We start from the raw sequence: 12,857 nt of genomic DNA, 5'->3' as shown, positions 1-12,857 counted from the left end.
AATGGACTTTCCCGAAGAACTGAAATATTCGAAAGAACATGTCTGGGTACGGGTTGAACACGGATCGGCGGTGATCGGGATTACCGATTATGCCCAGGAGGAACTGGGAGTGATTTCGGGTGCCGAGCTTCCCGACGAAGGGGACGAGGTGGAACAGGATGATTCACTCGGCTCCCTGGAAGCTCGCAAAACAGTGGCCGAGATTTACGCCCCCTTCAGCGGTACGGTGCGCTCCGTGAATCATGAGGTTCAGGACAATCCCGGCTTGATCAACGACGATCCCTATGACAGCGGATGGCTTGCAGAGGTGTCGCTGGATGACGCCGATGAACTGAAAGGGTTGATGTCGGCCGAAGATTATGCCGATTACGTCGAAAACGGATATTAGAAATCCGGCTGGAAATGTGTTACAACGGGACGGGATAGCGGTAGTATCCCGTCCCGTTTTCATGAAAGGAACAGTGAGTGAGAAAAATCCTTACCTGTTTTGCGACCTTCCTCTACCTGGCAGGTGGCGCACATGCAGCAGATCAGTCCGCGGCAACAGCTCTACCAGCAGCAGTTCCACCAGCATCAATTCCACCAGCAGAGCCGCCCCTCACACTGTCGCTGAACGAAGCCATTCGGCGGGGTGCCGAAAAGAATCTGGATATTCGCGCCGAGCTCTACACGCCGGCTCAATTCGAAGCCGACGTCAACCGCAACCGTGCCATCTATGATCCGCTGTTCAACCTGCAGACCATTTATACCGATTCCAAGGCCCCGCTTCTCACGAACCTGGGGACTGACACCAACCTCGACCGCACCTTCCTGTTCGACGCTTCACTCAGCCAGCTGCTGTGGACCGGCGGCACCGCAACGCTCGCTTTTGACAACAGTTTCACCAATACCAACACACTCTCCCCGCTGCGGGATTTCTGGCAGTCGCAGCTCGGGCTTACGTTCAGTCAGCCGCTCCTCAAGAATTTCGGAAGAGAGGCTACCGAGGTCAACATCAACATCTCGCGCCTTTCCAAGTTCGCCTCCCTGGAACATTTCAAATTCAGGTTGATGAGTCTCGTCGCCCAGGTCAGGATCGAATACTTCAAGCTCTACAGCCTGCGCAAGCAACTGGAGGTCAAGAGGGTTTCGCTCGTGCTGGCCCGCAAGATCCTGAGCGACACCAAGGCCAGGGTTGCGGTGGGGGTTCTGCCGGCAATGGAAATCCTGAACGCCGAATTCGGGGCCACCTCCCGTGAAAAGGATGTAATCGATGCAGAACGGGCGGTCGAAGATCAGATCGACGTCCTGCGCGTGCTTCTGCAGATCGAGGGTAGCGGCGACATCGTCACGAGCGACATTCCTTCCCGGGAACCGGTCCGGCTGAACGAGCAGGAATCCATCAAGCTGGCCATGTCGCGTCCCGACATCAAGGAACAGAGACGAAACCAGGACATCAACGAACTGCAGACCCGCGTCCTGAACGACCGGATCAAGCCGGACCTTTCCCTGGTACTGTCGGGGTCCATGGCAGGGCTCGACCATACCTATCCCCGGACCCTGGACAGAATGACCAGCTTCGATTTCCCGGTCTGGAGCGTCGGCTTCAATTTCTCCTATCCGCTCGGCAACCGCGCCGCTGAGAACGATTACCGGAAAAGCCGGCTCAAGACCGAGCAGACCGCCCTGCAGATCAGAAGCCTGGAGGAAAATACCGCCAAAGACGTCAAAGCCGCCATTCGGGCCGTCAACAGCGGCTTCACCCAGATCGACGTGACCGACCGCGAACGGGCCTATGCTGAAGAACGCCTCAAGGCCTTCATCCGCAAGAACGAAGTGGGTCTGGCTACCACCAAGGATGTGCTGGATGTGGAAAACGATCTGGCGGCCGCCAAGAGCAACCAGATCATCGCACAGGTCAACTACGACAATGCCATCACCCAGTATCTGCTGGTGACCGGCGAGATCCTGCAGCGCGAAAATGTCCGTGTCGTCGAGGGAGACGCGGACAAGCTCTACTCCAATATCCACTGATGATTCGCATCGGCCGCATAAGTTACGCCAACGTCACTCCGCTGTTCCATGCCCTCAGCGAGCACTTTCCCTGCGACGGCTATCGCTTCACCGGCGGGGTTCCGGCCCATTTGAACGCCATGCTTGCGGCGGGCGAGATCGATGTCTGCCCTTCATCGTCGATAGAGTATGCCGTTCACCCCGATCGTTACCTCATTCTTCCCGATGTTTCCATCAGCAGTACGGGCGCCGTCGCCAGCGTGCTGCTCTTTTCCCGCCTGCCGATCAGCGAACTTGACGGCAGGACCGTGCTGCTCAGCTCCGAATCAGCTACCTCGGTCAATCTTCTAAAGATCCTTCTACAGAAACGCTTTGGTCTCACCTGCCGGTATGCCGTCACTTCCCTGCCACCGGATGAGGCGTTGCGCGAGTCGCCGGCCCTGCTCCTGATCGGTGATACGGCACTGCGCGCCGCAATGACCGCAGACGGTCTGCAGGTCTACGATCTCGGTTCCCTGTGGCATGAATGGACCGGCCTGCCGTTCGTGTTTGCGCTCTGGTTCTGTACACGGAGCGCTGCGGCCGAGCGTTGCCGGGAATTGCAGGAACTGGCCGGGCAGCTCGTTATTGCCAAGCGGTATGCCGAGCGGGATTGTGCCGTGATTGCCGCTACGTCACCGGAAATGGCCTGGATGGGGCGTGAAAGGCTGATTGCCTACTGGCGGGATAACATTTCGTACGATCTGACTGCAGACCATGTGGAAGGGCTGAAACTTTTTTACCGTTATTCCTTTGAGCTGGGGCTCATCGGCGTAAACCCGCAACCGGAGTTTTTACCGATGCCGGCATAGGCCTGCCCTCAGACCTTCCGGACCGGGATGTCTCGCGTTGGACTGCATGCGGCGAAACCGGGGCATTATTCAGAGTAGTTGCTGACATTTTTTGCGAAGGTAATCGTTCAGGATGTCGGCATGGTCGAAACACAGCTGACGGGGCAGGTGGTCAGAGTGGAATATTTCAAGGTGGGCTGCGTCATCGGCTGCAGCAGGAACTCCATGGCCGACTGCCGCGAAAACGGTGGAAATAGTGTGCATCCTCGCGTCGCGGCGAGGGTCCGAGTAGCAGCCGACCAGTCTCAGATCCGACAGTTCCAGTGAGGTCTCTTCCCTGGCTTCCCGGCGGGCTGCCTCTTCCAGGCTTTCGCCGTAATCCACGAATCCCCCCGGCAAGGCCCAGCCATACGGTTCGTTTTTGCGTTCTATCAGAACGATGCCGTCGTTGATCTCGATGATGATGTCAACCGTTGGGAATGGGTTGCGGTACGCCTTGACAGGGGTGCCGCAGGTGGGACAGGTGAGGGAGTTGAAGGACATGTCGGTCTCCGGGCAATAAAAAAAGGGGGATTTCTTGAAATCCCCCCGAGAAAAGACAGGCTGCCGAATGGCTTACTTCTTCTTTTTGCCGCCCGATGCCTTTTTGGATGCTTTGAGGGGGTTGATCTTGGCATCGTCAACTTTGATTTCCACCTTGACGTGCGAAGCAAAGTTGCAAATCCCGTGCTGCCATTTTTTGGCGGGTGCAGGGTAGGCATTACAGACCTGGCCGATGGTTCCGGTAACGATACGGTCGCAACCTTCGCAGTTTTCTACGATTACCTGGCATGATCCATCCGGGAAAATACACCCTTGCTTACCCCAAAAGGTACACTCGGCACCTGGAAGTACTGTCTGACACTGCATGCTTCTTCCTCCTAATTTTTGTTCGTTACCGAGTCTTGACTGTAACAAGTATGGAAGAAAAATGTCAATAGGAAAAGTCCCTTATATTTGCGGCTGTTTGACTTGACTGAGAGGGATTCGTGTATTAATCTAATACGACAAAAGCTGTCTTGTTGTGACGACCCGATGTGCCCGTTTGCGTTCCCGCATGACGATATATTTTCGCATATAATCTGGAATTGACAAGGAGGTAATGATGACGCAGATCGCCTTTGGGACATCTGGCTGGCGCGGAATTCTGTGCGAAGATTTCACCTTCGACAACGTCAAGATCGTGATTCAGGCCATCGCGGATCACCTGACGGCGGCCGGAGAGCAGCACAAAGGGGTCGTGATCGGCTGCGACACCCGTTTCATGGGACAGCGCTTTGCCCAGGAGGCTGCCCTGGTACTGGCAGGGGCCGGCATCAAGTCGTTTCTCTGTGAACGGGATACGCCGACACCGGTGGTGTCCTTCGAAATATTGAGGCGCAATGCCGCCGGAGCGATAAATTTTACGGCCAGCCATAATCCGCCGGAATACAACGGAGTCAAGTTTTCTCCCTCCTGGGGAGGCCCGGCGTTGCCGGAGACGACTAAAGATATCGAACGCCGCGCCAACCAGATGCTGGGCAAGGCGAGTTACAAGCAGCTTTCGTCAGCCGAAGCCAAGGATCGCGGACTGCTGGAGACCATCGATCCGCGCGAACACTATCTCGCGGCACTGGAGCGGAAGGTTGATTTCGATGCCATTGCGAAGCTGGGCAAGGTCGCGCTCAACCCGCTCTACGGAACGGCCCGCGGCTACCTGGAGGCCCCCTTTGCGCAGGTAAAGATTCCGTTCGTCATGATCAATGACCGCCCTGATCCCTATTTCGGCGGACATCCGCCGGAACCGTCTGAAAGCCATATCCCGGATTTCATTGCGCTGGTCAAAAACGATCCCGCGATCCGGCTCGGCCTGGCGACCGACGGCGATGCCGACCGTTTCGGCATCCTGGATGCGGACGGCAGTTTCATTGAGCCCAACTACATCATCGCCCTGCTTCTAGATTACCTGATCCGCGTCCGCAAGCTGGAAGGGGGCGTGGCCAGAAGCGTGGCAACGTCGCACCTGATCGATGCCGTTGCCAGAAAACACGGGGTTCCGGTATATGAGACACCGGTCGGCTTCAAGTTCATCGGAGAACTGATCAGTCAGGACAAGATCGTGATCGGCGGCGAGGAAAGTGCCGGCCTGACCATCAAGGGGCATGTGCCCGAGAAGGATGGCATCCTGGCCTGCCTGCTGGTGGCCGAGATGGTGGCCCGTGAAGGCAAAACCGTGCGCGAGCTTTTGGAGCGGCTCTACGGAGAAGTGGGCCGGGTTGTTACCCGCCGCGACAACCTCAAGCTTTCACCGGAACTGGAGGCAGCCTACGCTTCCAAGATCGAAGCCCTGCCTGCCGAAGTGGCCGGAGCAAAAGTCAGGGAGGTCATCCGGATCGATGGGACCAAGCTGCTGTTGGAGGATGGCAGCTGGATGCTGTTCCGCAAATCCGGGACCGAGCCGGTGGTGCGTCTTTATGGCGAGGCCGCCACAGATGGCCGCCTGACGGAAGTGATGGTGGCCGGCAGAAACTTCATTCTGGGATAGCTGGAACACCGAGCAGAGCATGACGCTTACCGGCGCTGAGGCCGGAGCGACCAGGCATATCGATTCTTTTGGCGCTGCAGCGCAGCACCGCCATGGTAATTAACACGGAGAGGAAACAGAGACATGTGGGATTATACACCGATCGTCAAAGACCATTTTCTTAACCCCCGCAATGTGGGAGACATACCCGATGCGGATGCCGTCGGCGAAGTGGGCAGTCTTGCCTGCGGCGATGCCCTGAAGTTGTACCTCAAGCTGGATGAGAACAAGGAGAAGATCGTCGACGCCAAGTTTCAGACCTTTGGCTGCGCCAGTGCCATTGCCTCTTCATCGGCCCTGACCGAGATGGTCAAGGGCAAGACCCTGGACGAGGCCCTGGCCATCAGCAACCAGGAGATCGCCGATTTCCTGGGGGGACTGCCGGAGGAGAAGATGCACTGTTCCGTGATGGGACAGGAGGCGCTGGAAGCGGCCGTTGCCAAGTACCGTGGCCACGAGGTGCCGGCCCACAGCCATGACCATGGTCCGGCCTATCCCGACCAGGAGGGGACCATTGTCTGCAAATGCTTCGGCATCACCGACATCTTCCTGAAAAAAGTGATCGAAACCAACCACCTCACCACAGCGGAGCAGGTCACCCATTTCACCAAGGCCGGCGGCGGCTGCGGCGGCTGCATTCCCAAAATCAAGGAACTGATCGACGAAGTGATCGGCACCCGTGCCGAGGAACCGCGCAAGCGCCCCGAGAAGCTTTCCAATATGAAGAAGATGCAGCTGATCCAGGAAGTCCTCGAACGCGACATTCGTCCTCTGCTGTGGGCTGACGGCGGCGATCTGGAACTGATCGACATCGACGGCTCCCGGGTCCAGGTGGCTTTCCGCAAAGCCTGCGCCGGCTGTGCATCATCCGGCAATACCGCCCGGATGGTCGAGCTCAAGCTGCGCGACCTGGTGGCCGAGGACATCGTGGTCGAGGAGGTCCCGGCATGAAAGAGATCTACCTGGACAACAATGCCACCACCAAGGTGGATGAAGCGGTTTTCGAGGAGATGCGCCCCTATTTCTGCGAGCTGTACGGCAATCCCAGTTCCATGCATTTCTTCGGAGGCCAGGTGCAGGGCAAGGTGGTCGAGGCGCGCAACCGCGTGGCTGCCCTGCTGGGTGCCTCGCCGGACGAGATCATCTTCACCGCCTGCGGCACCGAAAGTGACAATGCCGCCATCCGCTCGGCGCTGGAGGTCTTCCCGGACCGCCGGCATGTGATCACCTCCCGGGTGGAGCATCCGGCGGTTCTGACCCAGTGCCGCAACCTGACCCAGAAGGGCTACCGTGTCACCGAAATCGGGGTGGACGGCGCCGGCCGCCTCGACATGGATGAGCTCAGGGGCGCTGTCGACGACGACACCGCGATCGTCTCTCTGATGTGGGCCAACAACGAAACCGGCGTAATCTTTCCGGTGGAGGAGGCGGCTGCCATTGCCAAGTCCAAAGGGGCGCTCTTTCATACCGATGCGGTCCAGGCGGTCGGCAAGATCCCGATCAACATGGCCGATTCCCGGATCGACATGCTGTCGGTTTCCGGGCACAAACTGCACGCCCCCAAGGGTATCGGCGTGCTCTACCTGCGTCGTGGTACCCCCTATCGGCCGCTGCTGGTGGGAGGACATCAGGAGAGGAACCGTCGGGCCGGTACCGAGAACGCCGGCGCCATCATCGCCCTGGGCAAGGCCTGTGAGCTGGCCGGCCAGCACATGGAGCTGGAGAACACCCAGGTCAAGGCCATGCGCGACCGCCTGCAGAAAGAGCTGATGGCCGCCATCCCCTATGCCCGTGTCAATGGCGACGGTGCCGACCGTCTGCCCAATACGACCTCCATCGCCTTCGAATTCGTCGAAGGGGAATCGATTCTGATGCATCTGTCCGAGCGGGGTATCTGTGCCTCGTCCGGCAGTGCCTGTACCTCGGGTTCGCTGGAGCCTTCCCATGTCCTGCGAGCCATGGGAGTGCCCTTTACCTGCGCCCATGGCTCGATCCGCTTCTCGCTGTCCCGTTTCAACACCGAAGCCGAGATCGACCTGGTCATCCGCGAACTGCCCCCCATCATCCACCTTCTGCGGCAGATGTCCCCTTTCGGGCGGGAGCATCTCAAGGCACAGCAGTAGGCCATATGCAGGCACAATGAAATATAAACAGGGGCAACCTGGCCGGGTGCCCCTGTTTTTTTTGGAGAATCGGGTAAAATGCAGTAGTATGCTGCAAGCCTATCGTCTCCGGGGAGGGAGTCTCGTATGGACATCAAGGTGCCTGAAGTCGGCGAATCCGTATATGAAGCTTTGCTTGCCAAGTGGTACAAGAAGAACGGGGAGGCGGTTGCCAAGGACGAACCGCTCTGCGAGCTGGAAACCGACAAGATCACGCTCGATCTGCATGCCGACACAGCCGGCATTCTGACGATCACCGTGGCCGAGGGGACAACGGTCAAGATCGGCGCCGTGATCGGCTCGATTGCCGAACAGGCTGCCGTTGCCCCGGCCCCTCGGGAACAAGCGGCCTCCGTTGACGAACGGGCGCGACTGCATGAAGAGATCAAGGCTTCGGTTTCATCCCCCTCGGTACGGCGCGAAATGCTCCGGGAAGGGATCGCCCCGGAAACGGTGAACGGCAGCGGCAGGGGGGGACGAATCACCCTGGATGATCTGTTCTCACGGATCCAGGAGTCATCCCGCCGTCCGGAAAAGCAGGGGGCTGTTGTGCCGGCACCCGAACCCCCCGCCCAGGCTCCTCCTGAATCGGCAGCAGCCACGCCTGCGCCGACCGCGGTTCCGGGGGAGGAGAAAAAAGCGCCTGCTATCGAACCAGCCCCACCACACACCGAGCCGCTTCCAGTGGGCAGCGAGGTCCCCCCGGTCCACGGTTCGCGCCGCGAGGAGAGGGTCGCCATGACGCCGATCCGCAAGCGGATTGCGGAGCGCCTGGTGGCGGCACGGCAGCAGACCGCCATGCTGACCACCTTCACCGAGGCTGACCTGAGTCATGTCAAGATGCTGCGCGAGAAATACCGCGAGCATTTTCGCCAGCGGCACGGGAGTACGCTGGGGCTGATGCCGTTCTTCATCAGGGCGTGCGTCGAGGCTTTGAAGGAGTTTCCCGCACTGAATGCCAGAATCGACGGCAACGATATCGTCTACCACCACTACTACGACATCGGCATCGCCATAGGGGGCGAGAAGGGGCTGGTCGTGCCCATTCTGCGCAACGTCGAGCGGATGCGGATGTATGAAATGGATCAGGCCATAGCGGATTTCACGGAGAAGGTCAGGAACAACCGTCTGGCCATAGCGGACCTGGAAGGGGGTACCTTCAGCATCTCCAACGGCGGGGTCTACGGGTCGATGCTCTCCACCCCGATCCTCAATCCTCCTCAGAGCGGTGTGCTCGGCATGCACGCCATTCTGGACCGGCCGGTGGTCCGCGATGGACAGGTCGTTATCCGTCCGATGATGTACCTGGCGCTCTCCTACGATCACCGCATCGTGGACGGCCGTCAGGCGGTCGGATTTCTGAAACGGGTCAAGGAGTACATCGAGGAACCCGAGGAGTTGCTGCTGGAATCGTGAGTGTATTCTGTTTCGTGGGAGATCCATGACCGCTTATCTCGTAAAACGCCTGCTGATGCTGATCCCGCTGATGATCGGCATTACACTGATCACCTTCACCGTGATCCATCTGGCCCCCGGCGAACCGGTGGAGATGCAGATGGCCATGAATCCCAAGGTGGGCAAGGAGGCCCGCGAGCGTATCAGGAAATTCTACGGTCTTGACCAACCTCTGCATGTCCAGTACTTCAGCTGGGTCGGCAGACTGGCGCGGCTTGACCTGGGGCGTTCCTTTTCCTCCGATAACCGACCGGTGATCGACAAGATCGGGGAGCGTCTGCCGGTGACCATTTCCCTTAACATCATCGCCCTGCTGCTGGAGTTCGGCCTCGCGATTCCGATCGGCATCCTGGCGGCCACCCACCGCGATACCTGGCTCGACAAGGGTATAACCGTATTCGTGTTCGTGGGGTTTGCCGTGCCGACCTTCTGGCTGGCGCTGCTGCTGATGTACTTCTTCGGCGTAAAGCTCAACTGGCTGCCCATCTCGGGGCTGCATACCCTGGGAAGCGACGGGTACGGCACAGTGCGGTATCTGGCCGATTTGGCCAAACATCTGATCATGCCGGTCATGGTGGCTTCCTTCGGCAGCTTGGCCGGCCTGTCGCGCTACATGCGCTCCTCCATGCTGAATGTCATCGGCCAGGACTACATCACCACTGCCCGTGCCAAGGGGCTGTCCGAGCGGGTGGTGATCTACAAGCACGCCCTGCGCAACGCGCTCCTGCCGCTGATCACCCTGGCCGGCTTCTCTATCCCCGGCCTGATCGGAGGCAGCGTCATCTTCGAGACCATCTTCGCGATCCCCGGCATGGGGCAGCTCTTCTACCAGGGGGTCATGTCGCGCGACTACCCGGTAGTAATGGGCATCCTGGTGATCGGCGCCTTCCTGACCCTGATCGGCAACCTGATCGCGGATATCAGCTATGCCCTGGCGGATCCGCGCATCAGGCACGGGGCCTAAATGCAATCACTTTCCGAGGGACCGATGCCTACAATTCTGTTTATTCTTGGCTGTCGTCTCTTTTTCTATGCCAATGAAGGTTGTGAGCCGCTTCATATTCATTGCCGTAAGGGTGATATGGAGTGCAAATTCTGGCTTGACTCGGATTAATTCTGATGTGATTGAAGCGTTCAGCTACAATATGAGTAGCCGAGACAGGCGTGAAATTATCAAGATTGTTTACGAGTATTTCGAATTCATCGAAGCCGAATGGGAACGATTTCAGAAGGAGAAAAATTAATGAAACCGTATCATGAGGTCAAAAATGTCATGGTAACAGATGCCTCATTGCAGATGACCGTAGACGGCAAAGAGTACGAATTCATTCTGGAGGAGATCTCTTCCCGTCTTTTCAACTCCTCCGGATTGGAACGTTCGCGGTTTGAAGTATCACCCGCTGGGTACGGCATTCATTGGCCTCTTCTGGATGAGGACCTTTCCATAGACGGCCTGCTCGGAATCAAGCACGAACTGCCTGCAAAACTGGCTGCGTGAGTCCATTGAATACTTCCATGGACTTCAAGCATTCCTATATGTATGCGGTGTTCTGGCAGCGCCTCAAGCGCAACCGCATGGCCATGGCCGGCGGCTGCATCGTGGCGCTGCTGTTTGCCGTCTCCCTGCTGGCGCCGCTGATTGCCCCCAGCGATCCCAATACCATCGATGCCTGGCAGGTGCTGGCTCCCCCTTCGTGGCAGCACTGGTTCGGCACCGACGAACTGGGGCGCGACGTTTTCAGCCGCGTGCTCTACGGTGCGCGCATCTCGCTCAAAGTGGGATTCGTGGCAGTGGGCATTGCCGTGACCATCGGCACGGTGGTCGGCCTGGTGTCTGGCTACTACAGCGGTCTTACGGACACGGTGCTGATGCGGGTGGTGGACATCATGCTCTGTTTCCCGGCCTTCTTCCTGATCCTGGCAGTAATCACCTTTCTGCGCCCCGACATCTGGTACATCATGGCGATCATCGGCCTGACCGGCTGGATGGGAGTGGCGCGCCTGGTGCGGGCCGAGACACTGTCGATCCGCGAGATGGACTATATCATGGCAGCCCGCAGCATCGGCTGTTCCGACCTCCGCATCATCTTTCGCCATATTCTGCCCAATGCCATGTCCCCGGTGCTGGTCTCTGCCACCCTGGGGGTTGCCGCCGCCATCCTGACCGAATCGGCGCTCTCCTTTCTCGGCATCGGGGTCCAGCCACCCACACCCAGCTGGGGCAACATCCTCACCTCCGGCAAGGACTACATCGAGTTTGCCTGGTGGCTCTCGCTGTTTCCCGGTCTGGCGATTCTGGTGACCGTGCTGGCCTACAACCTGCTGGGGGAGGGCATCCGCGACGCACTCGACCCGCGCGTGAAGTATTGATCCTGCCATGCAAGCTCTTCGCGAAGTCCTTCCTGCTTCCGGCCCAATGATCTCCGGTCCATCGTCCAGGGGATAAACCGCAGCCGACGTTCTTTCCCGTACTTATCCGCACAACCTGCCGCAGATGAGAAGGGGGAAGCCAACGACTGCGCTAGCACCGTCGGAATCATCGCCAAGGGCATGAACCGGACGTTCGTATTCCGGAAGGTTCATTACGAACACTATTCGATTGATGGAGCACGAACCCATGAAAAAGGCAATACAAGAGCGCATCAATCTCTTGAGGGAGTTTTCCATACCGCTAGTGTGCGGCGTGGTGCTCGCCCTGCTGTGGGCCAACCTCGACCCGGAAGGATATCAGCGCTTCATCACCGCCCCATCATTCGGCGGCTTCTCCTTCCATGCCCTCTCCAATGAACTGTTCATGGTGCTGTTTTTCGGCATTGCTGCGGTGGAGATCACCCAGAGCTTTCTGCCGGGAGGAGATCTGTACCCGGTATCCCGGGCGGTCAACCCACTGTTGGGGACATTGGGGGGAGTGCTGGGGCCGGTTGCGGTATACCTGGGGCTGAATGCAGTCATTGGAGCGCCCGAACTGCGCAACGGCTGGGGCATTCCGACCGCGACCGATATCGCCCTGGCCTGGCTGGCGGCCCGGCTGGTGTTCGGAGGAGGGCACCCGGCCGTATCGTACCTGCTGTTGCTGGCAGTCGCCGACGATGCCCTCGGTCTGGCGATCATCGCCGTGTTTTATCCCGATCCGCTCCATCCGGCAGCACCCTCCTGGCTGCTGCTGACCGGTCTGGGCATGGCTGCCGCCTATGTGCTGCGGCGGCTGAAGGTGAAAAGTTACTGGCCCTACCTGATCTTCGGCGGAGCGCTCAGTTGGCTCGGACTGCACCGGGCGCACCTTCATCCTGCCTTGGCGCTGGTGTTCATCATTCCCTTTTTGCCCCACAGACGCCGCGAAACCAGGCATCTGTTCGAGGAAGACCCTTCGGATCGTTCCACGCTTGCCACGTTCGAGCACGAATGGAAGGTGGTGGTCGATTTCGGCATGTTCGCCTTTGGACTGGCCAATGCCGGCGTCGAGTTCTCCAGTGTGGGGACGGTTACCTGGCTGGTCCTGATTGCGCTGATTGCCGGCAAGACAGCGGGAATTCTCGGTTTCGGGTACCTGGCAGAGAGGATCGGCTTCGGCCTGCCGCATGGCATGCAGCAGCGCGACCTGCTGGTGGTCGGCATGATCGCCGGCACCGGATTTACGGTGGCGCTGTTTGTGGCTGGCGAGGCTTTTGTCGATCCCGTGACAAGGGGAGCGGCCAAGATGGGCGCCATGCTCAGCATTCTGGCGGCGCTCGGCGGGATCGTGCTGGGCCGGCTGACAGGCATCAGGAAATGATCAGGCAGGTGCGCATCACCGGTACATTGACGCACCCGAGGATG

The 12,857-nt window shown here is 58.9% G+C and carries 14 protein-coding genes; 12 read left to right on the top strand and 2 right to left on the bottom strand.

What is annotated here, in order from left to right:
- Position 1: 1 nt before the first annotated feature.
- The 3 genes from gcvH (at position 2) to GSVR_RS12830 (ending at position 2,843) form a co-directional block, all read left to right on the top strand.
- The gene (gene gcvH / locus GSVR_RS12840) at positions 2-388 is read left to right on the top strand and encodes a glycine cleavage system protein GcvH (RefSeq protein WP_173199801.1); all 387 of its coding nucleotides are present in this window, start codon (positions 2-4) and stop codon (positions 386-388) included.
- 77 nt (positions 389-465) lie between these two features.
- On the top strand, positions 466-2,013 hold the full coding sequence (locus GSVR_RS12835; RefSeq protein ID WP_239077321.1) for a TolC family protein: 1,548 nt from the start codon (positions 466-468) through the stop codon (positions 2,011-2,013).
- Positions 2,013-2,843 carry a menaquinone biosynthesis protein gene (locus GSVR_RS12830; RefSeq protein ID WP_308936466.1) on the top strand — a complete coding sequence of 277 codons (831 nt, stop codon included), beginning with the start codon at positions 2,013-2,015 and terminating at the stop codon, positions 2,841-2,843. Before GSVR_RS12835 ends, GSVR_RS12830 begins: the two co-directional genes overlap by 1 nt.
- Positions 2,844-2,912: 69 nt before the next feature.
- Here GSVR_RS12830 and GSVR_RS12825 read toward each other — a convergent pair whose 3' ends face one another.
- The gene (locus GSVR_RS12825; protein WP_173199803.1) at positions 2,913-3,365 is read right to left on the bottom strand and encodes an NUDIX hydrolase; all 453 of its coding nucleotides are present in this window, start codon (positions 3,363-3,365) and stop codon (positions 2,913-2,915) included.
- Between the two features lie 72 nt (positions 3,366-3,437).
- Entirely contained in the window at positions 3,438-3,731 is a 294-nt protein-coding gene (locus GSVR_RS12820; protein ID WP_173199805.1) for a PxxKW family cysteine-rich protein, read from the bottom strand.
- Between the two features lie 235 nt (positions 3,732-3,966).
- Here GSVR_RS12820 and GSVR_RS12815 point away from each other — a divergent pair, with 235 nt between their 5' ends.
- The 9 genes from GSVR_RS12815 (at position 3,967) to GSVR_RS12775 (ending at position 12,813) form a co-directional block, all read left to right on the top strand.
- On the top strand, positions 3,967-5,385 hold the full coding sequence (locus GSVR_RS12815; RefSeq protein ID WP_173200018.1) for a phosphoglucomutase/phosphomannomutase family protein: 1,419 nt from the start codon (positions 3,967-3,969) through the stop codon (positions 5,383-5,385).
- A gap of 123 nt (positions 5,386-5,508) precedes the next feature.
- Positions 5,509-6,375, top strand: a complete 867-nt coding sequence (gene nifU, locus GSVR_RS12810; RefSeq protein WP_173199806.1) for a Fe-S cluster assembly protein NifU — start codon at positions 5,509-5,511, stop codon at positions 6,373-6,375.
- A complete protein-coding gene (gene nifS / locus GSVR_RS12805; protein ID WP_173199808.1) occupies positions 6,372-7,547 on the top strand; it encodes a cysteine desulfurase NifS in 1,176 nt (391 codons plus the stop codon). Before nifU ends, nifS begins: the two co-directional genes overlap by 4 nt.
- Positions 7,548-7,673: 126 nt before the next feature.
- Positions 7,674-9,002, top strand: coding sequence for a 2-oxoglutarate dehydrogenase complex dihydrolipoyllysine-residue succinyltransferase (gene odhB / locus GSVR_RS12800; RefSeq protein ID WP_173199810.1), 1,329 nt, complete (start codon positions 7,674-7,676; stop codon positions 9,000-9,002).
- 25 nt (positions 9,003-9,027) lie between these two features.
- Complete coding sequence (locus GSVR_RS12795) at positions 9,028-10,005, top strand: ABC transporter permease (protein WP_173199812.1); 978 nt, start codon at positions 9,028-9,030, stop codon at positions 10,003-10,005.
- Positions 10,006-10,155, top strand: coding sequence for a DUF4160 domain-containing protein (locus GSVR_RS22410; protein WP_370552035.1), 150 nt, complete (start codon positions 10,006-10,008; stop codon positions 10,153-10,155).
- 129 nt (positions 10,156-10,284) lie between these two features.
- A complete protein-coding gene (locus tag GSVR_RS12785) occupies positions 10,285-10,539 on the top strand; it encodes a DUF2442 domain-containing protein (protein WP_173199814.1) in 255 nt (84 codons plus the stop codon).
- 17 nt (positions 10,540-10,556) lie between these two features.
- Complete coding sequence (opp4C, locus tag GSVR_RS12780; RefSeq protein WP_173199815.1) at positions 10,557-11,411, top strand: oligopeptide ABC transporter permease; 855 nt, start codon at positions 10,557-10,559, stop codon at positions 11,409-11,411.
- A gap of 259 nt (positions 11,412-11,670) precedes the next feature.
- Positions 11,671-12,813, top strand: a complete 1,143-nt coding sequence (locus GSVR_RS12775) for a Na+/H+ antiporter NhaA (protein ID WP_173200020.1) — start codon at positions 11,671-11,673, stop codon at positions 12,811-12,813.
- The last annotated feature ends 44 nt before the right edge of the window (positions 12,814-12,857 follow it).

The organism is Geobacter sp. SVR (assembly GCF_016865365.1).
Taxonomy (GTDB): Bacteria; Desulfobacterota; Desulfuromonadia; order Geobacterales; family Pseudopelobacteraceae; genus Pelotalea.
This window is presented reverse-complemented; position numbering and strand designations above follow the sequence as displayed.

Excerpts from the sequence above, each read along its gene's own strand:
- GSVR_RS12785 (WP_173199814.1), top strand. The coding sequence starts at position 10,285 with ATGAAACCGTATCATGAGGTCAAAAATGTCATGGTAACAGATGCCTCA.
- GSVR_RS12825 (WP_173199803.1), bottom strand. The coding sequence starts at position 3,365 with ATGTCCTTCAACTCCCTCACCTGTCCCACCTGCGGCACCCCTGTCAAG.
- nifU (WP_173199806.1), top strand. The coding sequence starts at position 5,509 with ATGTGGGATTATACACCGATCGTCAAAGACCATTTTCTTAACCCCCGC.
- nifS (WP_173199808.1), top strand. The coding sequence starts at position 6,372 with ATGAAAGAGATCTACCTGGACAACAATGCCACCACCAAGGTGGATGAA.
- GSVR_RS12820 (WP_173199805.1), bottom strand. The coding sequence starts at position 3,731 with ATGCAGTGTCAGACAGTACTTCCAGGTGCCGAGTGTACCTTTTGGGGT.
- GSVR_RS22410 (WP_370552035.1), top strand. The coding sequence starts at position 10,006 with ATGCAATCACTTTCCGAGGGACCGATGCCTACAATTCTGTTTATTCTT.
- odhB (WP_173199810.1), top strand. The coding sequence starts at position 7,674 with ATGGACATCAAGGTGCCTGAAGTCGGCGAATCCGTATATGAAGCTTTG.
- GSVR_RS12795 (WP_173199812.1), top strand. The coding sequence starts at position 9,028 with ATGACCGCTTATCTCGTAAAACGCCTGCTGATGCTGATCCCGCTGATG.
- GSVR_RS12815 (WP_173200018.1), top strand. The coding sequence starts at position 3,967 with ATGACGCAGATCGCCTTTGGGACATCTGGCTGGCGCGGAATTCTGTGC.
- GSVR_RS12830 (WP_308936466.1), top strand. The coding sequence starts at position 2,013 with ATGATTCGCATCGGCCGCATAAGTTACGCCAACGTCACTCCGCTGTTC.
- gcvH (WP_173199801.1), top strand. The coding sequence starts at position 2 with ATGGACTTTCCCGAAGAACTGAAATATTCGAAAGAACATGTCTGGGTA.
- opp4C (WP_173199815.1), top strand. The coding sequence starts at position 10,557 with ATGGACTTCAAGCATTCCTATATGTATGCGGTGTTCTGGCAGCGCCTC.